Source organism: Streptomyces sp. NPDC059499 (assembly GCF_042749285.1).
Taxonomy (GTDB): domain Bacteria; phylum Actinomycetota; class Actinomycetes; order Streptomycetales; family Streptomycetaceae; genus Streptomyces.
Window position 1 is genome coordinate 161,104 of the sequence record NZ_JBHYTT010000003.1, and the last position, 22,755, is coordinate 183,858.

Below are 22,755 nucleotides of genomic sequence, written 5' to 3' on the forward strand. Positions count from 1 at the left end.
TGTGTGCCGCACATGTCAGGCATTCGGGATCCGACGCACCTCGGGCAGGTAGGTGAGACGCAGCCCGAAGTGGTCTTCGTAAGCGGCCAGTACCTCCGCGTCGGTGTCCAGCTCCGTCTCCCGTCGCTCACCCCCAACGGTCGTGATCAGGGTGCGGCCGCTGAGTGTCACGCGCCCGGTGCCGGTGCGCCGGGAGCAGACGAGGGAACGTCTGAAGTAGGAGTCCGGCGAGGTCCGGTGGTACCAGCACCCTGCCCGGAAGTCCGCCAGCGCCCGTGGGCGGAGATCGAGACGGAACTGCCGCGATCCGCCGCGCAGCAGGTCGAGGTCCCCCTGCGGAGCGGGCCTGAAGCGGAACACACCGATGGGGTCCTCCTGCTCGGTACGGTCGTCCAGCGCCAGCGGCTGTACGGCGTGGTCGCCGAACCCCACGTCGGCCAGCCAGGGGCCCGTGTCGTCGTCGGTCTCCACGCGCAACGCCATGTGGTCGAACGGAATGCCGAGCCGCCCGCCGTCGCCGAAGATCCGCGCCTGGAGCAGCGTGACGCGGAAGCCGAGCGCACTCAGCAACGCGGCGAAGGCGCCGTTCAACTCGTAGCAGAAACCGCCTCTCCGGTCGGTCACGACCTTCTCGATGAGCCTCTTGTCCTCCAGGACGATGTCCTCGCCGTGGTGGATCGCCAGGTTCTCGAAGGGCACCGTCATCAGGTGGCGGAGCTGCAGCTCGCGCAGGGCCGCCGCGTCGGAGCGGGCGGGGCGTGCGGCGCCGATGCGCTCCAGGTAGGCATCGGCCCATGTGCGGGGGGAGATGTCGGCGGTCTCCCGGAGCTCCAGCGATTCCTCGTTCATATCGGAATTCTGTCCCGGTTCGCGGTACTGCGCCATCAGCCACGGGTCCTAGGACCGTCGACGGAGGTGGTGGACACGGCTGGTGGCTAGCGTGTGGACCATGACGAAGCGAGAGCCGGCGCGCGGTCCGGAGCAGCGCAAGCAGGACGTGCTCGATCACCTGGAGAAGGACGACGACGCCTGGGTTGCCACAGCCTCGGCGGACGGCGTGCCCTGCCTGGTGCCGCTGTCCTTCGTGTGGGACCGAGGGACGCTGCTGCTGGCCACCCGGCGGACCAATCCGACAGCGGTCAACGTGACGCCGTCCGGACAGGCCAGGGTCACCCTGGGGCACACCCGTGATGTGGTGCTCATAGAGGGGACGGCCGAGATCGTGGAGGGGGCGGAGCTCCCTGCCGAGTCCGGTGACGCGTTCACCTCGAAGCTCCACTGGGACCCGCGAGGCCGACCTGCATGGGTGTACCTGCGCATCACCCCGGACACCGTCAAGGCGTGGCGGGAGCAGAACGAGCTGACCGGGCGCGAGCTGATGATCGAGGGGAGCTGGCTGGTCTGACGAGTGGCCGCCGCACCGCCAAGGCCGCGCGCTCACGAGCGACCCGCCGCGCGCACTCACTGGCGACCTGCCCAGCGCGCTCATGAGCTACCTGCCGCACGCAGTTCCGCCCCGGCGCCCGTCACCGCGATCGCACCGTCGGTATCGGTACGCAGAACCTTCGCTCCCGCCGCTCCGAGAGCCTCGACCGTACGGGCCGCCGGATGTCCGTACGGATTGTCCGCTCCGCACGAGATGAGGGCGAGCCGGGGACGAACGCTGCGCAGAAGGGCGGGGTCCTGGTAGGCGGAGCCGTGGTGCGCCACCTTGAGTACGTCCACCCTGGGCAGTACTGGGTAGCTGCGCAACACCCCTTGCTGGGCCGGGGGTTCGAGGTCACCGAGGAGCAGGAGGGTCAGCCCGCCGGATCGCACGAACAGGGTGACGCTGGAGTCGTTCGGCTCCTCGGTGACGAAGGCGGGCGCTCTGCCTCGCGACTCTGCCGGCGGCCAGAGGACCCGCCAGTCGAGCGGACCGATCCGTCGGCGCTCCCCGGGAAGCGCCGGCACCACGGGAATGCGCGCCGCAGCCGCCGTCCTCCTCACGAACGAGGCCTGTTCCGCCGGTTCGCCGAGGCTCGTCGTCTGGATCGCTCCGACCTGCCTTCCACGCAGCGCACCCGGCAGGCCCCGCACATGGTCGGCGTGGAAGTGGGTGAGTACGAGGAGCGGTACGCGCGTGATGCCGAGGTCGCGCAGGCATCGGTCGACGAGGCGGGGATCGGGACCGGTGTCGACGACGACCCCCGTGCCCTCGCCCGCAGCGAGCACCATGGCGTCACCCTGCCCCACGTCGCACATCGCGAACGCCCAGCCCGGAGGCGGCCATCCGGTCATGATCCGGGTGAGCGGCACCGGCCTCAGTACGGCGAGGACCAGGAGAAGGCCTGCGGCCGAACAGACCCAGGGATGGCGGGCGAGACGGCGGGCGGACAGCGCGACGGCGACGGTGAGACCGGCGAGGAGTGCCGCCCCCGGCCAGCCTCCCGGCCAGTCCGCCTCCGCTCCCGAGAGGCCCGCTCCGTAGCGGGCCACCGAGGCGATCCATCCGACCGGCCACCCGGCGGCCCTGGCGAGCAGTTCGGCCACGGGCATGGCCATCGGGGCGAGAGCGAGCGCGGCGAACCCCAGGACGGTCGCGGGCGCCACCGCGAACTCGGCCAGCAGATTGCAGGGGATCGCCACCAGGCTGACCCGTGAGGCGAGGACCACGACCACCGGGGCGCACACCGCCTGAGCGGCGCCTGCGGCGGCCAGCGCCTCGGCGAGCCGCGGCGGAACACGATGCCGTTGCAGGGCACTGCTCCAACGCGGCGCGAGCGTCAGCAGGGCCCCGGTGGCCAGCACGGACAGCAGGAATCCATAACTGCGGGCCAGCCACGGGTTGTACAGCACCAGCAGCAGGACAGCGGCGGCCAGCGCGGGAAGGAGCGATCTGCGACGTCCCGTGCCGATGGCGAGCAGCGTGATCAGACCGCAGGCCGCCGCGCGCAGAACACTCGGCTCGGGGCGGCAGACGAGGATGAAGGCGAGTGCGACCCCACCACCGGTCAGTGCGGTCATCCGCAGGGAAATTCCCAACCGGGGTGCCAGACCTCCGCGTTCGCTACGAAGGGCGGTGCCCGGTGGGCCGATCAGCAGGAAGAGCAGGATCGACAGGTTGGCGCCCGAGACAGCGAGCAGGTGGGTGAGGTCGGTCGCCTTGAAAGCGTCGTGCAGCTCGGGTGGGACCCGGGAGGTATCACCGACCACCAACCCGGGCAGGAGCGCCCGCGCATCGGGTTCGAGCCCGTCCGTCGCCTTCCGCAGTCCGGCGCGCAGCTCTCCCGCCGTGCGTTGGAGGAATGTCGGCCGGCCGATGATCCGCGGGGCCTCGTCGGCGTCGGTGCCGAGCACCGCGGCAAGTCGCTCCCCTTCGTGGCGCGGTGGTGCGAGACGTCCGCTCAGACGGAGCCTGGTCGACGGCAGCAGCCGACGCCACTGCGCTGCCGCGTCACCGGGCGCGACCATGACGAGGACCGGGGTGCGAAGCCTGGTGGCAGCACCCCCGGGAGCCGTCAGCCGATCGATCTCGGCGTCGAGGAGCAGGGATACGGGGGTGCTGTGGTCACCCCGGACCTGCGGCCGGGTCTGCCGCGGATCCGACGTGACCGTCACCTCCGCCTCGACCCGGGTGTGGTCCCGCGCCAGGCCGGGAACTGGGCCGCTTCGCACATCCGACGCGTGGAGCCCCGCCGCCGCGGCCCCAGCGGCAGCACAGAGCAGTGCCGCGGCAGCGGCTGTCGCCCTGGCCCCGGGCCGCCACACCCCGCCGGCTCCCCCGGTGGGCGGGTCACCACCGGCGCACCCACCGGTCCCGGCCCGTCCCGCCCTGGCCGGCAGCCGAGGCACCGCCAGGAGCCCCAGGGCGATGCAGGTGCAGACGACAGCCCCCACTGCAGCCCATTGCCCCGGCACCACGAGGGCGAGCGCGGCCGCGGCCCAAGCCGCCAGGGCGGGCGGGACGAGCCGGAGATCGACCGGACCTTCCTGACGCGGATCGGCGGCACCCAGTCGACCACCCGTGGTCCTATGGACGTCGACGCTGCTCATGGCCTGACCAGCGGCCGTAGATCCTCGAACCGGCGGTCACCGATCCCGTTCACCTCGCGAAGCTCGTCGACGGACCGGTAACCCCCGTGCTCGGTGCGGTAGTCGACGATGTGCTGGGCAAGTACCGGTCCGACTCCGGGGAGTGTCTCCAACTGCTCGACAGTGGCGGTTGTCAGGCTGACCGGCGCCAGGGGTCGCGCCTGCCCTCCCCGCCCGTCTCCGCCGCCGGCCGATCCGCCTGCCGATCCGCCTGCGGCGGGCTGCGCAGCGGGCACGCCCACCACGACCTGCTCGCCGTCCGTCAGAACCCGCGCCCGGTTGAGCGCGGTGACGTCCGTGCCCTCGCGAACTCCTCCCGCCGCGCGCAGTGCGTCGGCAACGCGCGAACCAGCGGGCAGATGCTGGATTCCCGGGCGCCGCACCTTGCCGCTCACATCGACGACGATCTGTCCGCCCATCGCTGCGGTGGGCGGCGACCCGGCAGACGGCCCGGGCATCAGGCCGGGGCCGCCTTGCGAGTCGAAGGATCCCGGCGCGACCGGGTGCGCCGCTGCGGCCTCCTTCACCTGCTCGGGGGCGTGTACGGGCTGGGGGCGCGCCGACCAGAAGTGCGTGGCGGCCAGGGCCGCGGCCCCTGCGAGGACAACGGCGAGCGCTGTGAGCGCTTTTGGTTCCAGACCGCACCGGAGCTGCACCCACAGCGGTAACCGCTCCCGCAGGGCGGGCCCGAGAGCACGCCACCACCGCGACACCGCTGTCGTACCTCCGCTCACGGGCGGTACGCCACGAACCTGTTCCGGCTCTGCGGTCGCCCGGGCGGCGACAGGGCTCGCAGTCGGCGTGGAGGCCGATGCCCAGGAGGGAATCGGCCTGGCGCCACGCACACGGGCGGAGGCGGGGCCGGGAACGCGAGCGGGCGCCTGAACCGTTGCGGAAACCGCCGGAGAAGGCCCCCCGAAGTGGACCGAGTCCCGTGGAAGGGCCACGGCAGGGGCGGAGGCAGGAGCAGGAGCAGGGGCCGGGGCGGGCGCAGGGGGTGCGGCGGGAGTGCGGGGAACGACCGGCGTACGGGCTGTGACGGGTGGAGGGCCTACCACCGGAGCACTGGTTCCGGCCGTCGCAGGGGTCGCCGCAGGGATCATCACCCCAGCGGGGGCAGGGACCGTAGCAGGGGCGACCGTTCGCCTCGCGTGCCGGCCGCCAACCCCTCCGTACGCCCCCATCAGCGCGTCCGCGCGGCGACGTGAAGCCGTCGCGACCTCGGCATCGCGTTCGCGCCCAGCCCTGCGCCGATGACCACGGCGGGCGCCTGGCCCGGTACCCGCCGCTCCCCCGGGCCGGACGCCGGGACCACTGCCCGCGCGGGGAGCACCGGTGCCAGGACCGTGCCGGGCATGTTCTGCAGAGCCCGGAATCGGGCCAGGGTCAGGGGGCGATCCGGGCACATGCCCGTACCTGTGCCCTGGCCCACGCGTGGCGCGATGTGCGGCGCGGCTGGTCGGTCGGATAGTTGCGCGGCTGGCTGTGTGCGGTGATCGGAGGGCCATGTGTCACGACGCTAGACACTTCCGGCGAATTCCGTTCGGAAGCCTCAATTCCGGTGGATAACTTGCCAGTTGTGAATATTTCGCTCACCCGCCGGAGTGAGACCGACGGCCGGACGCAGGGCATGATCACCGGAATCAGCTGAAGGACTCAGGGCTGGAATCAATGGCTGGGATCAATGGACGGGATCACAGAAAAGGATCAACGGTTGGTCAACGGGTGCGGCCGGCGCCGGCATCAACGAGGCGAAACCACTGCCGCCAACAGCCCGGGTCCGGTATGTGCCCCGATCACCGCGCCCACCTCGCTGACATGCAGCTCGACCAGCCCCGGAACCCGCTCGCGCAGCCGCTCCGCCAGCCGGTCCGCCCGCTCAGGCGCGGCCAGGTGGTGCACGGCGATGTCCACCGCGCCCGAACCGGCCCGCTCGGCGACCAGCTCCTCGAGCCGTGCGATCGCTTTGGACGCCGTCCGCACCTTCTCCAGCAGCTCGATACGTCCGCCGTCCAGAGTGAGCAGCGGTTTCACCGCGAGCGCGGAGCCGAGCAGCGCCTGGGCGGCGCCTATGCGGCCTCCCCGGCGCAGGTAGTCCAGTGTGTCGACGTAGAAGTACGCCGATGTACCGGCCGCCCGCTTCTCCGCCGCCGCGACCGCCGCGTCCAGGTCACCGCCCGCCTCGACCGCCTCCACCGCGGCCAGCGCACAGAATCCGAGCGCCATCGCGACCATGCCGGTGTCCACCACCCGCACCGGCACCGGCGCATCCTTCGCGGCAAGCAGTGCGGCGTCGTACGTGCCCGAGAACTCGGCCGACAGGTGGAGGGAGACGACGCCGGTGGCTCCGGCCTCGGCCGCGGCACGGTAGGTGGCCGCGAAGACTTCGGGGCTGGGCCGGGACGTGGTCACGGAGCGGCGCTTCTGCAGGGCCAGAGCCAGCGACCTGGCTGAGATCTCCGTGCCCTCCTCCAGAGCCTGGTCACCCAGGACAACGGTCAGGGGCACTGCGGTGATGCCGTGCCGTTCCATCGTCTGGCGCGGCAGGTAGGCCGTTGAATCGGTGACGATCGCGACATGGCGGGACATGAGCCGGAGATTACCTTCCGGGGCGGGGGCACGGCAGCTCGGGCCCGCCCTGCCGATCATTCCCAGTCGTTCCGGAACGATTCCTGCCGGTCCCGGTCACTGTCGTTCCGGGTCAGTTCGTGGTCTCCGGCCTGGCGGACTTCTGCCACGGGTACCCCGTCTGCAGTCGCGGGTCAGGCGGCGTGAGCGCCTGCGGTGCCTCTTCGTCTGCCGGGCCGCTCCAGCTCTGCGCCGTCGCACCGTCCTGCGTCGACGGCTCCTCCGTCGTCCAGTGCCGCAGGGCACCCGCCTCCACGTCGATCTGGGCGTTCAGCGCAGCCAGGTCGTCGTCGGCGAACTGCCGTGCCCTGTCACGCGCCGCCCAGCGCAGCGACTCCGCCGAGTGCGTGATGCGCTCCGTGCGCTCCTTCAGGCTCGGGAGCAGCGTGGCGACCGTCGCCCGGTCGGGCTCGCGCTCCAGCCTCTTCAGTTCGTTGTCGAGCTCTCGTCCGTGCGCGCTGAGCCGCTGGAAGAGTCCCATCGACTCCGAGAGCGAGGAATCCTCCGCCACCCCCGCACCGAGTGCGTCCTGGGTGGCCCGCATCGACGTCCGCAGAGCGAGCCGCAGCTGCGCGAGCTCCCCCTGGACGCCCGGCTGGCCGTAGCTCTTGGCCCGCAGCGCGGTGTCCTCGACGGAGCGGCGCGCCTGCGTGATCGTGCGGTCCACGCCACGCTTGGCGGCGCGGACGGCCTTCACTCCGGCGTACACCCCGAGCGCCATGAACGCGACGAAGAGCAGCGTCAGGATCAGGATCACGGCTTCCATGAACGCCCCTCGGTTTTCGATTCGGCTGCCGGTGTGCGGCCGCCCCTTCTACGGTAAACGGAACGGGCAGGCCAGGGGTTCCATCGGAACCCCCAACCTGCCCGTAGGGGAAAGCCCCAAGACCGGTCCGGCAGGGCTCCGCGACCGCCTGGAGCGGTCCCTGAGCCGTACCGGACCGGGTCACCGGACCGGGTCACCGGGCCCCGGTCGTCACGCGGGGACGATGTTGACCAGCTTCGGAGCCCTCACGATCACCTTGCGGATCCCGGCTCCGCCCAGCGCGGCCACGACGCTCTCGTCGGCCAGCGCCAGAGCCTCCAGCTCCTCGTCCGTGATCGACGGGGAGATCTCCAGGCGTGCCCTGACCTTGCCCTTGATCTGCACCACGCAGGTGACGGTCTCGTCCACGACATATGCCGGATCGGCGACCGGGAAGTCCTGGTGCACGACGGACTCGCTGTGGCCCAGCCGGCGCCACAGCTCCTCCGCCACGTGCGGAGCCAGGGGTGCGACCAGCAGCACCAGCCGCTCGGCGACCGACCGCGACAGCGGGCCGCCCGACTTCGTCAGGTGGTTGTTCAGCTCGGTGACCTTGGCGATGGCGGTGTTGAAGCGCATCCCGGCCATGTCCTGGCCGACACCGTCGATGGCCTTGTGCAGCGCCCTCAGCGTGTCCTCGTCGGGCTCCGTGTCGACCACGGTGACCTCACCGGTCTCCTCGTCGACGACATTGCGCCAGAGCCGCTGCAGCAGCCGGTACTGGCCCACCACGGCCCGTGTGTCCCACGGCCGCGAGACATCCAGCGGCCCCATGGCCATCTCGTACAGGCGCAGCGTGTCCGCCCCGTACTCGCCGCAGATCTCGTCGGGTGTCACGGCGTTCTTCAGGGACTTGCCCATCTTGCCCAGGACACGGCTGACCTTCTCGCCCTGGTGGTAGTACGCCCCGTCGCGCTCCTCGACCTCGGTGGCCGGGACGGCGATTCCTCGGCTGTCCCGGTACACGAAGGCCTGGATCATGCCCTGGTTGTACAGCTTGTGGAACGGCTCGGCGGAGGAGACGTGACCCAGGTCGTGCAGCACCTTGGACCAGAAACGCGCGTACAGCAGGTGCAGCACGGCGTGCTCGGCGCCGCCGACGTACAGGTCGACACCACCGGTCGGCTGGCCCTCCCGCGGTCCCATCCAGTACTGCTCGATCGCCGGGTCGACCAGCTGCCGGTCGTTGTGCGGGTCCAGGTAACGCAGCTCGTACCAGCAGGAACCCGCCCAGTTCGGCATGGTGTTGGTCTCGCGGCGGTACTTCTTCGGGCCGTCGCCCAGGTCCAGCGTGACGTTGACCCAGTCGGCGTTCCGGGACAGCGGGGTCTCGGGCTGGGTGTCGGCGTCCTCCGGGTCGAAGGTGCGCGGCGAGTAGTCCTCGACCTCGGGCAGCTCGAGCGGCAGCATCGACTCGGGCAGCGGGTGAGCGATGCCCTCCTCGTCGTACACGATCGGGAAGGGCTCGCCCCAGTAGCGCTGCCGGCTGAACAGCCAGTCACGCAGCCGGAAGTTGACGGTGCCCTCTCCGACGCCGTGCTCCTGCAGCCACTCGGTGATCTTCGCCTTCGCGTCGACGACGCCCAGACCGTCCAGCGAGATCTCGTCGTTCGCCGAGTTGACCAGCTTCGCCTCGTACGAGGCGAAGGCGTTCTCCCAGGTCGACGGGTCGGTGCCGCGGTCGTCCGACGGTTCGACGACGCAACGCATCGGCAGCTCGAAAGCGCGCGCGAAGGCGAAGTCCCGTGAATCGTGCGCGGGTACGGCCATGATCGCGCCGGTGCCGTAGCCCATCAGGACGTAGTCGGCGATGAAGACAGGGACCTTCGCGCCGCTGACGGGGTTGGTCGCGTACGCGCCGGTGAAGACGCCGGTCTTGTCCTTGGCCTCGGCCTGGCGCTCCACGTCGGACTTGGCGGCGGCCAGCTTGCGGTACGCCGTCACGGCCTCGGCGGGGCTGGCGTGACCACCGGTCCACACCGGGTGGGTGCCCTCGGGCCAGGCCGCGGGGATGATCCGCTCGACCAGCTCGTGCTCGGGTGCCAGCACCATGTAGGTGGCACCGAACAGGGTGTCCTGACGGGTGGTGAATACGGTGATGTCACCGGCTCCGTCGACCGGGAAGTCGACGCGCGCGCCTTCGGAGCGACCGATCCAGTTGCGCTGCTGCAGCTTGATGGCCTCGGGCCAGTCCAGCCCGTCCAGATCGTCCAGCAGCCGGTCCGCGTAGGCCGTGATGCGCATGTTCCACTGGCGCAGCTTGGCCTTGAAGACGGGGAAGTTGCCCCGCTCGGAACGGCCGTCGGCCGTCACTTCTTCGTTGGCCAGTACGGTGCCCAGCCCCGGCGCCCAGTTGACGGGTGCGTCGGAGGCGTACGCCAGGCGGTACTGCCCCAGGACGTCGGCGCGCTCGGCCGTGCTCAGCGCGCTCCACTCGCCGCCGTCCGGTGCCGGGCGCTCACCGCTCTCGAACTGGGCGATCAGTTCGGCGATCGGGCGGGCCCGGTCGGCCTCGGTGTCGTACCAGGAATTGAAGATCTGCAGGAAGATCCACTGGGTCCACTTGTAATAGTCCGCGTCGATCGTCGCGAAGGAGCGGCGCTTGTCGTGACCCAGGCCCAGCCGGCGCAGCTGGACCTTCATGTTCTCCATGTTGGCCTCGGTGGAGGCCCGGGGGTGCGTACCGGTCTGCACGGCGTACTGCTCCGCGGGCAGGCCGAAGGCGTCGAAGCCCAGGGTGTGCAGGACGTTGTGCCCGGTCATCCGCTGGTGGCGGGCGTAGACATCGGTGGCGATGTAGCCCAGCGGGTGGCCGACGTGCAGACCCGCACCCGAGGGGTAAGGGAACATGTCCATGATGAACTTCTTCGGCTTGGCGGCCAGTTCCGGATTGTCCGCCAGGTCACCGGTGGGGTTCGGTGCCTCGTACGTCCCCTCGGCGTCCCAGAAGTCCTGCCAGCGTGCCTCGATGTCGGCGGCCATCGCTGCCGTGTAGCGGTGCGGCGCAGCCACCTCGACTGCGGAATTCGTCTCGCTCATGATCCTCAAAGCTCCATCGATCGTCATCTGCCGGCGCCCACGTCTACGGACACACGTCTACGGAAACGAAAAATCCCCTCGCACAGGAGGGGACGCCGCGCCGAGTCCGACCAGGCATTCTCACCGGTCGGGAGTGATCAGCGCGGCTCGCTAAGCAGAAGGCGTACGGCACGCATGGCGTCAGGGTACCGCACAGCCCCGGAACGCCGCCGGGCACATACCCGTCCACGGGACCCGCCAGGGGCGTCGCGCACACAGGCCGATGCCCCACGACTTCACCACGATCTCTACGCAGTACCCACACACTCCGGGGGTTACTCCGCGTACTGCCCTCTATCGGGGCAACAACTCAAACCTCGTACTGGCCGGTATGCGGCGACTTACCATGCGGCAACGGGACCGCTTTGCCGAACCATTCGGAGTCGCCCCCCATGAAGCCTCATCGCAGGATCCGCTCATCACCCTCAATGAGCAGCAGCCCAGGACTGAGCCGCCCGGTGCAGGGTGGACTGACCGTCGGCGCGCTGGTGCTCCTCCCTCTGCTCGCCGTCGCAGGGAGCGACGGCTTCCGCGCCGGACTCGACTTCACGACCGGCGTCCTGACGCTCGTGTCGCTCACTGCTGCGGTCGCTTGGGGCCTGCTGGCCACCGACCGGATTTTCCTCTCGACCCGTCAGCGGCTGATCGGCCAGGGCATCCACCGGGCCGCCGCTGTCACCTCGCTCGGCTTCCTCCTGCTCCACGGCACCGTGAAGGTCTCGCTCGGGCACGTGGAACTGATCGGTGCCCTCATACCCTTCGGCCTCGGCGTGAGCGGCACGGCCGGACTCATCGGCTTCGGCTCGCTGGCCGGCCTGCTCATGATCGTCGCCGCGGCAACCGGTGCCATGCGCAGCGCCTTCGCCACCCCAGGGAAGATCGCCGGCCGCTGGCGTGCGCTGCACGCGCTCGCCTATCCGGCCTGGTGCTCCGCACTGCTGCACGGCCTGTACGCCGGTCGCCAGGCCGCGACCTGGGTCGTCGTCATGTACAGCCTCTGCCTGATCGCTGTGGCCGCCGCACTGTGCCTGCGGCTGCTGCCCGCCCCGACCAAACGTCTGATCACCAATCTGGTCACCACCCTGATCAGTGCCGACGGCCCTCCCCAGGAACCCGCCCCGGTGGTACGCAATTCCCCGCTCCCCGGCGCGGAGAACCTGCCTCGGCAGTCGCGCGAGGGACAGCGGCGACAAGGGCTGCCGCCCGAGGCGCCCGGGTGGGGTGACGACCGCGAGGTGCGCGGCACCCCGGTCCGTCCCCGTACGCTCGCCGCCCCCGCACCGCCGCTGTACGAGGCACCGCAGTACGGGGCGACACCGGACGAGACCCTCCTGTACGAGGCCCCGCCGCGCAGCTCCGAGCGGCTCGGTCCGGGCCTCGACGCCACCACGGCGACAGGGGGACCGGGACCCGGGCCGGGCATCTCCGCCGCCTACCGCGCCGTCTCCCGGCCGCCCGAGCCCCCGCAGGAAGGTGCGGCGGACGGACTCTGGCCCGCACCGTCCCCCGCGCCCCCGGCGCAGGCGCTCAGGCCTCCCTACGGTCCTGACCCCTCTTACGACCCCGAGCACGCTTACGCGCGCACCCAGGAGTCCACGGCGTACGCCACGCCCTCGCCCCCCGAGACGTCGTACGCCACGCCCTCGCCCACCGAGACGGCCTACGCCACGCCCTTGTACACCGAGACCGCTTACGCCTACCCCGATGCCACGTCGACCGGCTACGTCCCCACGGTCGACCCGTCCGGATACGACGGCAGTGGCGCCCGGGGCAACGCCGACACCGAACAGCTGCCAGGGCTCTACCCGCCTTCCGCAGGAGAGCCCTGGCACGCACCAGCAGGAGACCGACCGTGAATGTCCCCCTCCCCGATGTACCCGAGGTTCGTGTTGTCGGCCTTCCCCAGCTGACAACCGGCTTCGACCTGGTCGAGCGGATAGACCTCGCCATGCACCTGAAGGTGCACGGCCCGCTCGAACCGATGAACGGCGAGCGCCTTGCCGAACTGGCCGAGTCCATCTCCCTGCGCGGCCGGGGCGGCGCAGGTTTCCCGTTCGGCAAGAAGCTCCGCGCCGTGGCGAAGGCCTCCATCCGGCGTGGAGTGCGGCCTGTCGTCGTGATCAACGGCAGTGAGGGCGAGCCCGCCTGCCGCAAGGACACCGTCCTGCTCAACCGCGCACCGCATCTCATCCTCGACGGCGCCCTGCTCGCGGCGGAGGCACTCGGCGCGCGCACCCTGGTCGTCGCCGTCACCCGCAACTCCACGGAGATCTCCATCCGCGCCGCCCTGGCGGAGCGCGGGCTGTCGGACCGGCGGGGACAGCACCTGCGCGCCCGGGTCGTTCGCACCCCGGAGCGCATGGTCTCGGGTGAGGCCTCATCAGTCATCCGCGCGGTGAACGGTGGCCCCGCACTGCCGCCGGGCCGCCGGGAGCGCGCGGCGGAGTCCGGAGTAGCCGGCGCCCCGACCCTTCTCTCGAACGCGGAGACGTACGCACAGCTCGCCGTCGCGGCCCGGATAGGCTCCCGCCGCTACGGGCACACCGGCCTGCCCGACGAGCCCGGCACGGTCCTGCTCACCGTTTCCGGGGCCGTGGCGCGCCCCATGGTCATCGAGGTGCCCACCGGAGTGCCCCTGCGGTACGTCCTGCAGCTGGCCGGTGCGCCGCCGCTGCCCCAGGGCGTGCTCACCGGTGGCTATCACGGCAACTGGATCGATGCGAACGCCTCGCACGACGCCGTCGTCTCCCGGGCGTCCCTGGCTGCGGCGGGGGGTGCGCTCGGTGCGGGGGCCATCCTGCCGATCGGCCCGGAGACCTGCCCGATCGGCGAGTCGCTGCGCATCGCGAACTGGCTGGCGGCCGAGACCGCAGGCCAGTGCGGGCCGTGCAAGCTGGGGCTGCCGGCCGCTGCCGGCGGACTCTCCGACGTGCTCAACGGCGGTGGACCCGCAGCCCTCGAGGCGCTGCGGGAGGTGACTCAGGCGGTGAAGGGCCGGGGGGCGTGCAAGCACCCGGACGGCTCGGCGCGCTTCCTGGCGTCCACCCTGTCCGCGTTCACGGACGACCTCGCGGCGCATGTGCTCGGCGGCGGCTGCGGACGCGAGACGCTCGGAGTGCTGCCCCTGCCCGCTCCCGGTTACGAGGACGTGGAGGAGTCGATTCCGAGCGGCGAGAAGCTGGCTGTCGACTGGACGCTCTGCCGGGGCCACGGGCTGTGTGCGGACATCGTGCCCGAATTGATCAGACTCGGCCCCGACGGCTACCCGGCGCTCGCCGACACGGCCGTTCCGATGCATCTGCGGGGCCGCGCCCAGCGCGCCGTACGGCGCTGCCCGGAGCTCGCCCTCCGCATCGAGCAGGCCCCTGCCGAACGTCCGGCGCTCCCGAGCACCCAGCGAAAGGCCCTGGGCAGCGGACGCAGTTGATCCGGAGCCCCACCCCCACCGCTTGCGGCGCACAACGAGAAGCGGTCCATCCGATTCGGATGGACCGCTTCTTCACTGTGGAGCTAAGGAGAATTGAACTCCTGACCTCCTGCATGCCATGCAGGCGCTCTACCAACTGAGCTATAGCCCCTCGCTTATCGCCCGGTTCCCCCGGCGACATCGAGAACATTACACGGTCCCCCCGGCCCTTCACCAAATCGTTTCCGGTCTGCCCCGATTTGCCCGCCTGGGGAGGCCCTGACCAGCGAGGGGTCCGGCCACTCGGACCTCGTCAGGCAGTGGCGAAGGAGTAGAACCGCTTGAGGGTGCAGTGCTCCTCCAGGAGCCGTCCGTAGATGGGCTCCCCCTCCAGCTCCCGGTACGTCTCGATGGGGTCGCCTTTTATGATCAGCGCCCGCGCGCACTCCTCGCACCAGTACTGGAACTCCGAATTGACCGGATCCATGTCCCTGACGATGGGCGTACCGCTGCCGCACCAGTCGCACTTCCGCCTGTGCGCACCCATCGGTCAGCTCCGACTGTGGCCGCAGGCCGTGCACGCGTGGGGGGCCTCTTGCGGGGCCTCCGGACCCGGGGGCGCCTTGGAGGTAAGGGGCAGGTCCGGGACCTGTTCGCGGCTCGCAGGCATCGCGCTCCCTCCCGATCGGTCCATCGCCCCCTCCGGCGATCCGATTCTGCCATGGCCCCGCAAGGGGGTCAGCCCGCCGACCGCCGGACTGCCTGTATATGCCGTACGGAACCGGCCATCGCGCCCGCGAAGAAGGCTTGAATGCGTTCCCGAGGGGAGGGGGAGAGTTGGCGAGGGCGCTCCGGCCCTCAGGACGGCAGTCCTGCCACGCCCCACCCGACCGACGGCACGGGGCGCGGGGCACGACGGCACGACGGCACGACGGCACGACAAAAGATCCCGCCCCCTACCGGGGACGGGATCCTGTGATTGTGGAGCTAAGGAGAATTGAACTCCTGACCTCCTGCATGCCATGCAGGCGCTCTACCAACTGAGCTATAGCCCCGCTGTTCGCTGTGTTTCCCTGCGTTTCCGCGCTGCGAACAAGAAGAACTTTAGCCTGCGACCAGCCGGAAAGTGAAATCCGGCCCCCGCGGGCCGGAGACGCCTTCCGGCGCGGCCCGGAGACACCCTCCGGACACCCGCTAATCGTCGTCGCCGAGCACCGGTTCGGGGAGTGTCCCGGCATTGTGCTCGAGCAGTCGCCAGCCCCTCGCACCTTCGCCGAGAACGGACCAGCAGCAGTTGGAGAGCCCGCCGAGCCCTTCCCAGTGGTACGCCTCCAGACCGAGCAGCCGGCCGATCGTCGTCCGGATCGTGCCGCCGTGGCTCACCACGACGAGCGTGCCGGCGTCGGGCAGCTTGGCGGCGTGCTCCAGCACGACCGGAGCCGCCCGGTCGGCGACCTCGGTCTCCAGCTCGCCACCACCCCGGCGCACAGGTTCCCCGCGCTTCCAGGCGGCGTACTGCTCGCCGTACCGGCCGACGATCTCCTCATGGGTGAGACCCTGCCAGGCGCCCGCATACGTCTCGCGCAGTGCGGAATCGTGTGCGACTTCGAGACCGGTGACCGAGGCCAGCTCGGCAGCCGTGGCAGCTGCCCGCTGCAGGTCCGAGGCCACGATGGCGTCAGGCTTCAGCGAGGCGAGCAGTCGGGCAGCCCTACGGGCCTGTCCGACGCCGGCCTCGGTGAGCTCGATGTCCGTGGAGCCCTGGAAACGGCGCTCCAGGTTCCACGCCGTCTGGCCGTGCCGCCAGAGGACGATCCTGCGGCCTCTGCCGCCCTTGCTGCCGTTCAGCTCTGCTCACCTTCCGTGACACCGTGGAGCTGTGCGTGCTCCTCGGCCTTGCCTCGGGTCTTGAGGGCGTCCTCGGGGAGGGCGATCTCGGGGCAGTCCTTCCACAGGCGCTCGAGCGCGTAGAAGACGCGCTCCTCGCTGTGCTGGACGTGGATCACGATGTCGACGTAGTCGAGGAGGATCCAGCGGGCGTCGCGGTCGCCCTCGCGGCGTACCGGCTTGGCGCCGAGCTCCTTCTGCAGCCGCTCCTCGATCTCGTCGACGATCGACTTGACCTGGCGGTCGTTGGGAGCCGAGGCCAGCAGGAAGGCGTCGGTGATCGACAGCACATCGCTGACGTCGTAGGCGATGATGTCGTGCGCGAGCCGGTCGGCTGCCGCCTGGGCGGCAGCGTTGATGAGCTCGATGGAGCGGTCCGTGGCGGTCACATGCAGGCTTTCGTCGGCGGTCAGATCAACCTCTAGGGTCTCACGGACCGCCGACAGCCCTTACGACGTTTACGCCGGGTGCTACTTGATCTTGTAGTTCTGGCCGAGCACGACGGACACATCGGCATTCGCCGCGGGCTTGCCCTGCTTCACCGAGCTCGTCGGCAGACCGAGGGTCTTGGCGACCTCGACCGCCTTAGCCTTGTCCTCGGCAGCCCGGTAGACGACCTGGGACGACGCCTCGGCGCCTGCCTTTCCGCCGTCCACGAACGCGTATCCACCGTTGACCAGCTGGACTCTGGCGAATTCCGTACCGTCCGCGTTGCCCGTCGCGTTCTTGACTCCGACGCGTACCGCCGCACCCTGGTCCGGGGCCTTCACGGTGCCGCCCAGGATGTCCTTGACGACGCTCTCCGTCGCCTTGTCCGTGAGGGTGCCGTCCTCCTGGACCGGGAGCAGTGCCGTCTTGTAGTCGCCCACCTTGGCGTGCCCGGCGAGTTTCGCCAGCGAGGCGCCCAGGTCCTGCTCGGGCAGCGACGGGTCGAGGATCTGCGCGAGGGTCTCCACCGTGACCGTGGCGGCCTTGGGGTCCTCGGACATCTTGCGCAGAACACTGCGCATGACCTGTCCGAAGCGCAGCAGCTGCTTCGCCTCCGGCTCACCGGGACCCCGGTAGGTGGCGTACGCGACGGCCATCTGGCCGCTCAGCGTCTGCGCCTCCCCCTTCCGCACGAGCGGCGACGCGCCCTTCTTGACGTCGGGTACGTCGATGTCGGTATCGACCTCGATGTTGCCCACGAGCTCGACGAGGTTCTCCAGGTACGGGGTGTCGAGCCGCCAGGTGCCACTGATCTTGGTACCGAGCAGGGTGTCGATCGCCTCGCGCGTGCCGGTGGACCCGTCGTCGTCGACGGACTTGCCGAGCGTGGTCGTGGACCCGTCGTCGGTGGCCACGGAGAGCGAGTTGGGAAGCAGGACCGTGGTGCCCTGCTCGGTGGTGACGTTGTCGACGAGCAGCGCCGTGGAGGTGCCGCCCTTCTTGGTGTTGTGCAGATGGACGACGATGACGTCCCGCTGCTGCGGGCCCGTCGCCGTGGTGTTCTGCTTGTCCTGGTCCGAGAGGCCGGGGATCTTGCCCGCGTACCAGAGGTAGCCGACGCCGCCGACGGCCACGAGGACCATGACGACTATCAGCGCGACGATCCTCTTGCGCCCGCGGCGTCGTGCTTCCTCGCGCCGTTCACTGCGGCTCTCGGTGAATTTCAGCCAGTCGATGACGTCTTCGGAGTCCTCGTCGGGCTCCTCGATGAACGAGAACTGCTCGGTGCGGTAGTCGCGGTCGGCGCGGCGCTGCTCGGGCACGACGGGCTCGGGAGCCGGCTCGGGCACACGCCGGGGCTCGGGCTCCGGTGGCGCGGCCATCGGGGCGCTCTGGGGCTGCGGGGCGTTCCACTGCTGGGTGGAGTCGTCGACGGCGGGCTGCTGGCCGGTGTCGTAGCCGTAGTTCCCGTAGCCGCCGTCGTAGTCGTAGCCCTGCTGCTGGGGCTGCTGGGGCTGCTGGGGAGCGGCATACGGGTCGTACTGCTGCGTACCCGCGTACGGGTCGTAGCCGTAACCCTGGCCGGCCCCGTAAGCCTGCTGCGTCTGGGCCTGCTGCGTCTGCCCGTCCTGCTGGGCCTGCTGGGCATACGGGTCGTACGGCTGCTGCCCCTGCTGCTGGTAGACCGGCTGCCCGTACTCGTCGTAGCCGATGATCTGCGGCTGCTGTTGGTAGTACGGGTCGTACGGGTTCTGTCGGTCGTTCACCGGTGCCCCTCTCCGTGGCTCATTCGCCGCGGTACAGCTGGCGCTTGTCGATGTAGCGGACCACACCGTCCGGCACCAGGTACCAGACAGGATCCCCCTGCTGGACCCTCGCTCGGCAGTCTGTGGACGAGATCGCCAGCGCGGGTACCTCCACGAGCGAGACCCCGCCCTCAGGCAGTCCGTCGTCCGTGAGGACGTGACCCGGCCGGGTCACACCGATGAAGTGGGAGAGCGAGAAGAGCTCCTCCGCGTCACGCCAGGTGAGGATCTGGGACAGCGCGTCGGCGCCGGTGATGAAGAAGAGGTCCGCGTCGCCGTGCACCGCACGCAGGTCCCGAAGCGTATCGATGGTGTACGTCGGTCCGCCACGGTCGATGTCGCTGCGGCTGACCGAGAACTGCGGGTTGGACGCCGTGGCGATGACCGTCATCAGGTAGCGGTCCTCTGCCGGGGACACGTTCTTGTGGCTCTTCTGCCACGGCTGCCCCGTCGGGACGAAGATCACCTCGTCGAGGTGGAAATGGGCGGCCACTTCACTGGCCGCCACCAGGTGTCCGTGGTGGATCGGGTCAAACGTCCCGCCCATCACGCCGAGTCGGCGCTTGCTGCGGCCGGTAGGCACTTCCTGCTCTCCCATGCGTGCAGACCCTACTGGCACAGCTGTTCGCCTCTGCCTCAGCGGTCTCGGTTGAAGCGGGTCGTGATCCACAGAAGCAGCATGAGCGCGACGAACGCACCGCCGCCGGTGAGGTACGGGCTGAGGCTTTCGTGGTTGCCACCCTGCTCGCCACCTTCGGAGGCGAGGGTGACCAGCTGGTGCGCGGTGCTCGTGAGGCTCATCTTCGGCAGGACCTATCGATCGGGAGTCGGAAGGAAGACGTCGCGGACATCGTATGCGGGCGCCGCGGGCACGCTCACGCCGACTCAGTCGTTGTTGTCGTCGTTGCGGTATCCGCGCAGCAGGAACCAGGCGAGCAGGGCGGCTCCGACGAGCGAGACGAGCAGCACCACGCGGAGCGTATTGCCGGGTCCCTGGTCCTCGGATGCGGCAGCGAGCACTGCGACGGTGTACGGCATTTCGGGCGCTCCTCAAAGTTATCCACAGCCCCCCGCACACCGTAGCGCCAGCACCTACGCTGGGTTTTGTCAGGGGGACGAGCGACGTCTCGTACGAACAGGGGGCATCCATGACCGACAACAGTCACGAGAGCGTGCCGAGCAGGCAGCGCAGGCGATTCCCGGGTATCTCCTCCCGGGCGTACGAACACCCGGCGGACCGCTCGGCCCTGGTGGCCCTGCGCAAGCTGAGCGGTTTCGACACCGTGTTCAAGGCGCTCAGCGGACTGCTCCCGGAGCGCAGCCTGCGGCTGCTCTTCCTGTCGGACTCCGTCCGGGTGAGCGACGCACAGTTCACCCACCTCAACGACATGCTGCGGGACGCCTGTTACATCCTGGACCTGGAGAAGGTCCCGCCCATGTACGTCAATCAGGACCCGCAGCCGAATGCCATGTGCATCGGTCTCGACGAGCCGATCATCGTCGTGACGACGGGCCTGGTGGAGCTGCTGGACGAGGAGGAGATGCGGGCGGTCGTGGGCCACGAGGTGGGCCACGCGCTCTCCGGTCACGCGGTGTACCGGACGATACTTCTCTTCCTGACCGGCCTTGCTCTCAAGGTGGCCTGGATCCCGCTCGGCAACGTCGCGATCATGGCGATCGTGACGGCGCTGCGCGAGTGGTTCCGCAAGTCGGAGCTGTCCGCGGACCGGGCGGGACTTCTGGTCGGGCAGGACCAGCAGGCCTCGATGCGCGGCCTGATGAAGATCGCGGGCGGCAACCACCTCCACGAGATGAACGTGGATGCCTTCCTCGCCCAGGCCGACGAGTACGAGAAGGGCGGCGATCTGCGCGACTCCGTGCTCAAGATCCTCAACGTGCTGCCCCGCTCGCACCCCTTCACCACGGTGCGGGCGGCAGAGCTGAAGAAGTGGTCGGAGACCCGCGAGTACCAGCGGATCATGGACGGCCACTACCCCAAGCGCGACGAGGACAAGGACACCTCGGTGACGGATTCCTTCCGGGAGTCCGCATCGCACTACGCGGACACGGTGCGCACCAGCAAAGACCCGCTGATGAAGCTCGTCGGTGACATCGCGGGCGGTGCGGGCGACCTGGGGGGCAAGCTCCGGGACAAGTTCACCGGGGCGAGCGGCGGGAGCAACGGCAGTGGGGCCGCGGGCAAGGGCGGAGCCCCGTCCTCGGACACTACGGAAGGCTCCGGTGGGACCTGGAGGCGTCCGGACCCGGAAGAGGGCTCGGAGCCGACGGGGGGCTGACCGCAAGGGTGCCGCACAGCCCCGCGGTGGGCAGGCCCGTGGCATACGGGTCCGTACCGGCCGGGCCCCGGGTGTCGGCCCGCTGGCCCGCGAACAGCGGACGCAGTGCGCCTGCCGCGTCGGCGGAGCATGCCTGCGGGCCGGCCTGGACGTAGGCGCTCCGCACCTCCAGCCGGTGCAGCCTGAGGTCTTCCCGGTCCACGAAGAAGTGCATCTCGCGCCGCACGGTGAACAGTGACGCGCCGTCCGCTCGGTGGGGGCCGGATACGGCCGGGCGCAGGGCGTACGTGAAGGTGTGGTCGGACACCACCTCCAGGGTGTCCGACCCCGCCTCCGCGTAGGAGAGCGTGCCCTGGACCCGTATATCCGGGTCCGCGAGCTCCACCTCGGCCGGGTCGAAGCGCACGAGCCAGCCCGTCGCCATGTGCTGGCCGTCCCCGTCGGGTGCGCTCATGCTCCGGTCGAACTGGGGTGTCTGGTCCGGGTCGATCAGCCGCCCGACCGGCCGCACGATGCCACCGGTCAGCACATCGGGGTCGAGCGAGGACTCCACCAGGTAGTCCTTGACCGTGATCAGGGCTGTCGTCACCTGGCTGTCGGAGAAGTTCTTCGTCCGCCGGACCGCCGGCAGGTTGATGCCCGCCGCGCCGGTCCGGAATCCCGCTGCCGGACCGGTGGCGAAGAGCGTGTCAGGGGTCCCGCCGGGCACGGCGCCCCGGGGAGCGAGTGGGATCAGAGTCGTCCGCAACGGCTCGGCATGCCTGCCCGCGGGCGTCGGATAGGGGTTGCGGAAGCCGACGTAGACCGCGGCGGCGAAAGCAAGCGCGATGAGCACGACGAGGGCGACTGCGGCCCTGGAGTGCCGACGGCCGACGCGGCCGGGCAGGGAACGCACGGCGCGGGCGTGTTCGCCCATCCGTTCCTGGGCGGAGAACTCCTGCAGACGGGCAGCACGGACAAACGATTCGTCGAAGACGAGCGAGCGGTACTCGTCCTCACCGCTCGAGGAGTTCTCGGGCGGACCTTCCGGCGGTTCTCCGCGGCCTGTCATGACTTCTCCCGATCTCCACGCCACCGGCGAGGGCGGGCGCTGGGGGCCCACCTCAGCCGATAGGCACCGGGCCGACCTGTCCGTCACGGGTTCGACGCAGGGATGAGTGAGGGGCCCTCTCCCCGGGGACGGGGACGGGAGGAGGGATCACGGGGTCATACCTTCAGATTGGGTCGATCGTCATCAAGGTAAACGCCGTGCAGGTGGGAGCGCAGTCGGGGAGGCCCGCGGTTACGCCACCGGGTTACGCCTTTTCCGGCCCCACCGGATTGCCCCACCCGCGTGACTCCGGCCGCTGCGCCCGGAGGCCGCATCTCCGGAAGCCGCATCTCCGGGAGCCGATGCTTCGGAAGCCGACGCGTCGGAAGCCGCGCTGTCTGCCCAGCGGTCCGCCTATGGTCTGACCTCCGGCTGGGCCCATCGGCCGGCGCCCACGCCCATCGGCCGGCCTGCCCGTCCGCCCCCGCTCAGCGCCGCCAGACGCGCATGAGCGACTGCCGCTCCCGCCCGTGCGCAACGGCGTGCGCCACGCGCGTACGTCACGCCCATACGTCACGTCGGTACGTCACACCGCTACGTCACATCCGTGCGTAGCGGCGGGCATGTCGGTGGGCCCGACGGCGTACATCACGGCGTGCGTGGGATCGCCGAGACCGCCGGGCGGGAGTAGTCGGCCGAGGCGGAGGGGGCGACGCCGGGCTTGTCGACCCCGCTCGTCACCGGCGGCGGGATCTGGTCCTGACGGTTGCCCGCAGCACCGCGGTAGACGGCGCTGAAGGCCAGCGCGACCATGCCGATCCCCATCAGCACGGCCAGCAGCCACGCGACCGGGCGGTGCCAGCGCGCGGTACCCCGGTAGGGGCGCAGAGACCCGCCGTGACGCCCGTAGGGGCCGCTCTCGTCCTCGTAGTCACCGTCGGGGCCGTCCAGGTCGCATGGATCCCCGAAGGCCCGCTCACGGCCGTACAGGCCGTCCGGCCCGTAGCCGTCGTCGTGGAGGTCGTCGTCCAGGGTGCCGCCGCGCGAATGCGCTCTGGCCGCCTCGGCCTCGGCGCGGGCCTCCGCGGCGGCGAGCAGCCGCTCGACGGCAGTGGGTTCGTGGATCTCGGCGGACTGGACGAAGTCCTCGTCGAACACCACGGAGGCGAAGTCCTCGTCCGCGCCCCCGCGGTCGTCGTCGGGCTCCCAGCCGTCCGGGAACGGCCTGCCCCCCACGTCGTCCGGCACAGCTTCAGCGTAGCCGCGGCGGGGCGTTTTGGGCAGAGAGCCCACACATTCGCCCGCCCCGTCCGAGG

19 protein-coding genes and 2 tRNA genes are annotated in these 22,755 nt (G+C 70.3%); 4 read left to right on the top strand and 17 right to left on the bottom strand.

The window, feature by feature from the left end; all coding sequences use genetic code 11:
- Positions 1–15: 15 nt before the first annotated feature.
- Entirely contained in the window at positions 16–849 is an 834-nt protein-coding gene (locus ACFW9O_RS09550) for an arylamine N-acetyltransferase (RefSeq protein ID WP_384606899.1), read from the bottom strand.
- Between the two features lie 100 nt (positions 850–949).
- Between ACFW9O_RS09550 and ACFW9O_RS09555 the strand changes: the two genes are divergently transcribed.
- The gene (locus ACFW9O_RS09555; RefSeq protein WP_384606902.1) at positions 950–1,405 is read left to right on the top strand and encodes a pyridoxamine 5'-phosphate oxidase family protein; all 456 of its coding nucleotides are present in this window, start codon (positions 950–952) and stop codon (positions 1,403–1,405) included.
- Positions 1,406–1,485: 80 nt separating this feature from the next.
- Here the strand turns inward: ACFW9O_RS09555 and ACFW9O_RS09560 are convergent, their stop codons facing one another.
- The 5 genes from ACFW9O_RS09560 to leuS all read right to left on the bottom strand — a co-directional run bounded on the left by ACFW9O_RS09560 (position 1,486) and on the right by leuS (position 10,546).
- Positions 1,486–4,035, bottom strand: a complete 2,550-nt coding sequence (locus ACFW9O_RS09560; RefSeq protein ID WP_384606905.1) for a ComEC/Rec2 family competence protein — start codon at positions 4,033–4,035, stop codon at positions 1,486–1,488.
- On the bottom strand, positions 4,032–4,808 hold the full coding sequence (locus tag ACFW9O_RS09565; protein WP_384606907.1) for a helix-hairpin-helix domain-containing protein: 777 nt from the start codon (positions 4,806–4,808) through the stop codon (positions 4,032–4,034). Before ACFW9O_RS09565 ends, ACFW9O_RS09560 begins: the two co-directional genes overlap by 4 nt.
- A 1,009-nt stretch (positions 4,809–5,817) precedes the next feature.
- Complete coding sequence (locus tag ACFW9O_RS09570) at positions 5,818–6,663, bottom strand: DegV family protein (RefSeq protein ID WP_351173383.1); 846 nt, start codon at positions 6,661–6,663, stop codon at positions 5,818–5,820.
- A gap of 112 nt (positions 6,664–6,775) precedes the next feature.
- Positions 6,776–7,468, bottom strand: coding sequence for a hypothetical protein (locus ACFW9O_RS09575; RefSeq protein ID WP_384606911.1), 693 nt, complete (start codon positions 7,466–7,468; stop codon positions 6,776–6,778).
- Positions 7,469–7,678: 210 nt separating this feature from the next.
- Positions 7,679–10,546, bottom strand: a complete 2,868-nt coding sequence (gene leuS / locus ACFW9O_RS09580) for a leucine--tRNA ligase (protein WP_384606914.1) — start codon at positions 10,544–10,546, stop codon at positions 7,679–7,681.
- 467 nt (positions 10,547–11,013) lie between these two features.
- Between leuS and ACFW9O_RS09585 the strand changes: the two genes are divergently transcribed.
- On the top strand, positions 11,014–12,441 hold the full coding sequence (locus ACFW9O_RS09585; protein ID WP_384606915.1) for a hypothetical protein: 1,428 nt from the start codon (positions 11,014–11,016) through the stop codon (positions 12,439–12,441).
- On the top strand, positions 12,438–14,012 hold the full coding sequence (locus tag ACFW9O_RS09590; protein ID WP_384606918.1) for an NADH-ubiquinone oxidoreductase-F iron-sulfur binding region domain-containing protein: 1,575 nt from the start codon (positions 12,438–12,440) through the stop codon (positions 14,010–14,012). Before ACFW9O_RS09585 ends, ACFW9O_RS09590 begins: the two co-directional genes overlap by 4 nt.
- A 78-nt stretch (positions 14,013–14,090) precedes the next feature.
- On the opposite strand, the gene ACFW9O_RS09595 is transcribed toward ACFW9O_RS09590, so the two are convergent.
- From ACFW9O_RS09595 to ACFW9O_RS09635, 9 genes are all read right to left on the bottom strand, one after another.
- Positions 14,091–14,163: transfer RNA gene (locus ACFW9O_RS09595), tRNA-Ala, on the bottom strand.
- 141 nt (positions 14,164–14,304) lie between these two features.
- Positions 14,305–14,538, bottom strand: coding sequence for a hypothetical protein (locus tag ACFW9O_RS09600; protein ID WP_329211167.1), 234 nt, complete (start codon positions 14,536–14,538; stop codon positions 14,305–14,307).
- Positions 14,539–14,973: 435 nt separating this feature from the next.
- Positions 14,974–15,046 (bottom strand) — tRNA-Ala (locus ACFW9O_RS09605).
- A gap of 139 nt (positions 15,047–15,185) precedes the next feature.
- Complete coding sequence (locus ACFW9O_RS09610; RefSeq protein WP_351178319.1) at positions 15,186–15,839, bottom strand: histidine phosphatase family protein; 654 nt, start codon at positions 15,837–15,839, stop codon at positions 15,186–15,188.
- Positions 15,836–16,267, bottom strand: a complete 432-nt coding sequence (gene rsfS / locus ACFW9O_RS09615) for a ribosome silencing factor (RefSeq protein WP_056785448.1) — start codon at positions 16,265–16,267, stop codon at positions 15,836–15,838. Before rsfS ends, ACFW9O_RS09610 begins: the two co-directional genes overlap by 4 nt.
- Before the next feature lie 81 nt (positions 16,268–16,348).
- Positions 16,349–18,073: an LCP family protein gene (locus ACFW9O_RS09620; protein ID WP_384606921.1), complete on the bottom strand. Its 1,725-nt coding sequence runs from the start codon at positions 18,071–18,073 to the stop codon at positions 16,349–16,351.
- A gap of 19 nt (positions 18,074–18,092) precedes the next feature.
- Positions 18,093–18,710, bottom strand: a complete 618-nt coding sequence (gene nadD, locus ACFW9O_RS09625) for a nicotinate-nucleotide adenylyltransferase (RefSeq protein ID WP_351178286.1) — start codon at positions 18,708–18,710, stop codon at positions 18,093–18,095.
- A 38-nt stretch (positions 18,711–18,748) separates the two neighbouring features.
- Positions 18,749–18,913, bottom strand: a complete 165-nt coding sequence (locus tag ACFW9O_RS09630) for a hypothetical protein (RefSeq protein WP_189541543.1) — start codon at positions 18,911–18,913, stop codon at positions 18,749–18,751.
- An 84-nt stretch (positions 18,914–18,997) separates the two neighbouring features.
- Entirely contained in the window at positions 18,998–19,150 is a 153-nt protein-coding gene (locus ACFW9O_RS09635) for a hypothetical protein (protein WP_351178289.1), read from the bottom strand.
- A gap of 110 nt (positions 19,151–19,260) precedes the next feature.
- On the opposite strand from ACFW9O_RS09635, the gene ACFW9O_RS09640 reads away from it, so the two are divergent.
- Positions 19,261–20,409: a M48 family metallopeptidase gene (locus ACFW9O_RS09640; RefSeq protein WP_384606925.1), complete on the top strand. Its 1,149-nt coding sequence runs from the start codon at positions 19,261–19,263 to the stop codon at positions 20,407–20,409.
- Here the strand turns inward: ACFW9O_RS09640 and ACFW9O_RS09645 are convergent.
- Positions 20,339–21,460, bottom strand: a complete 1,122-nt coding sequence (locus ACFW9O_RS09645; RefSeq protein ID WP_384606928.1) for a hypothetical protein — start codon at positions 21,458–21,460, stop codon at positions 20,339–20,341. The two genes, ACFW9O_RS09640 and ACFW9O_RS09645, sit on opposite strands and share 71 nt — an antisense overlap.
- A 627-nt stretch (positions 21,461–22,087) precedes the next feature.
- Positions 22,088–22,687 (bottom strand): hypothetical protein, encoded by a 600-nt coding sequence (locus tag ACFW9O_RS09650; protein ID WP_384606930.1) that lies wholly within the window; start codon positions 22,685–22,687, stop codon positions 22,088–22,090.
- Between the last annotated feature and the right edge of the window lie 68 nt (positions 22,688–22,755).

Coding starts and splice junctions, on each gene's coding strand:
- ACFW9O_RS09550 (WP_384606899.1), bottom strand. CDS start 849: ATGAACGAGGAATCGCTGGAGCTCCGGGAGACCGCCGACATCTCCCCC.
- ACFW9O_RS09555 (WP_384606902.1), top strand. CDS start 950: ATGACGAAGCGAGAGCCGGCGCGCGGTCCGGAGCAGCGCAAGCAGGAC.
- ACFW9O_RS09560 (WP_384606905.1), bottom strand. CDS start 4,035: ATGAGCAGCGTCGACGTCCATAGGACCACGGGTGGTCGACTGGGTGCC.
- ACFW9O_RS09570 (WP_351173383.1), bottom strand. CDS start 6,663: ATGTCCCGCCATGTCGCGATCGTCACCGATTCAACGGCCTACCTGCCG.
- ACFW9O_RS09575 (WP_384606911.1), bottom strand. CDS start 7,468: ATGGAAGCCGTGATCCTGATCCTGACGCTGCTCTTCGTCGCGTTCATG.
- leuS (WP_384606914.1), bottom strand. CDS start 10,546: ATGAGCGAGACGAATTCCGCAGTCGAGGTGGCTGCGCCGCACCGCTAC.
- ACFW9O_RS09585 (WP_384606915.1), top strand. CDS start 11,014: ATGAGCAGCAGCCCAGGACTGAGCCGCCCGGTGCAGGGTGGACTGACC.
- ACFW9O_RS09600 (WP_329211167.1), bottom strand. CDS start 14,538: ATGGGTGCGCACAGGCGGAAGTGCGACTGGTGCGGCAGCGGTACGCCC.
- nadD (WP_351178286.1), bottom strand. CDS start 18,710: ATGGGAGAGCAGGAAGTGCCTACCGGCCGCAGCAAGCGCCGACTCGGC.
- ACFW9O_RS09630 (WP_189541543.1), bottom strand. CDS start 18,913: ATGAGCCTCACGAGCACCGCGCACCAGCTGGTCACCCTCGCCTCCGAA.
- ACFW9O_RS09635 (WP_351178289.1), bottom strand. CDS start 19,150: ATGCCGTACACCGTCGCAGTGCTCGCTGCCGCATCCGAGGACCAGGGA.
- ACFW9O_RS09640 (WP_384606925.1), top strand. CDS start 19,261: ATGACCGACAACAGTCACGAGAGCGTGCCGAGCAGGCAGCGCAGGCGA.
- ACFW9O_RS09645 (WP_384606928.1), bottom strand. CDS start 21,460: ATGACAGGCCGCGGAGAACCGCCGGAAGGTCCGCCCGAGAACTCCTCG.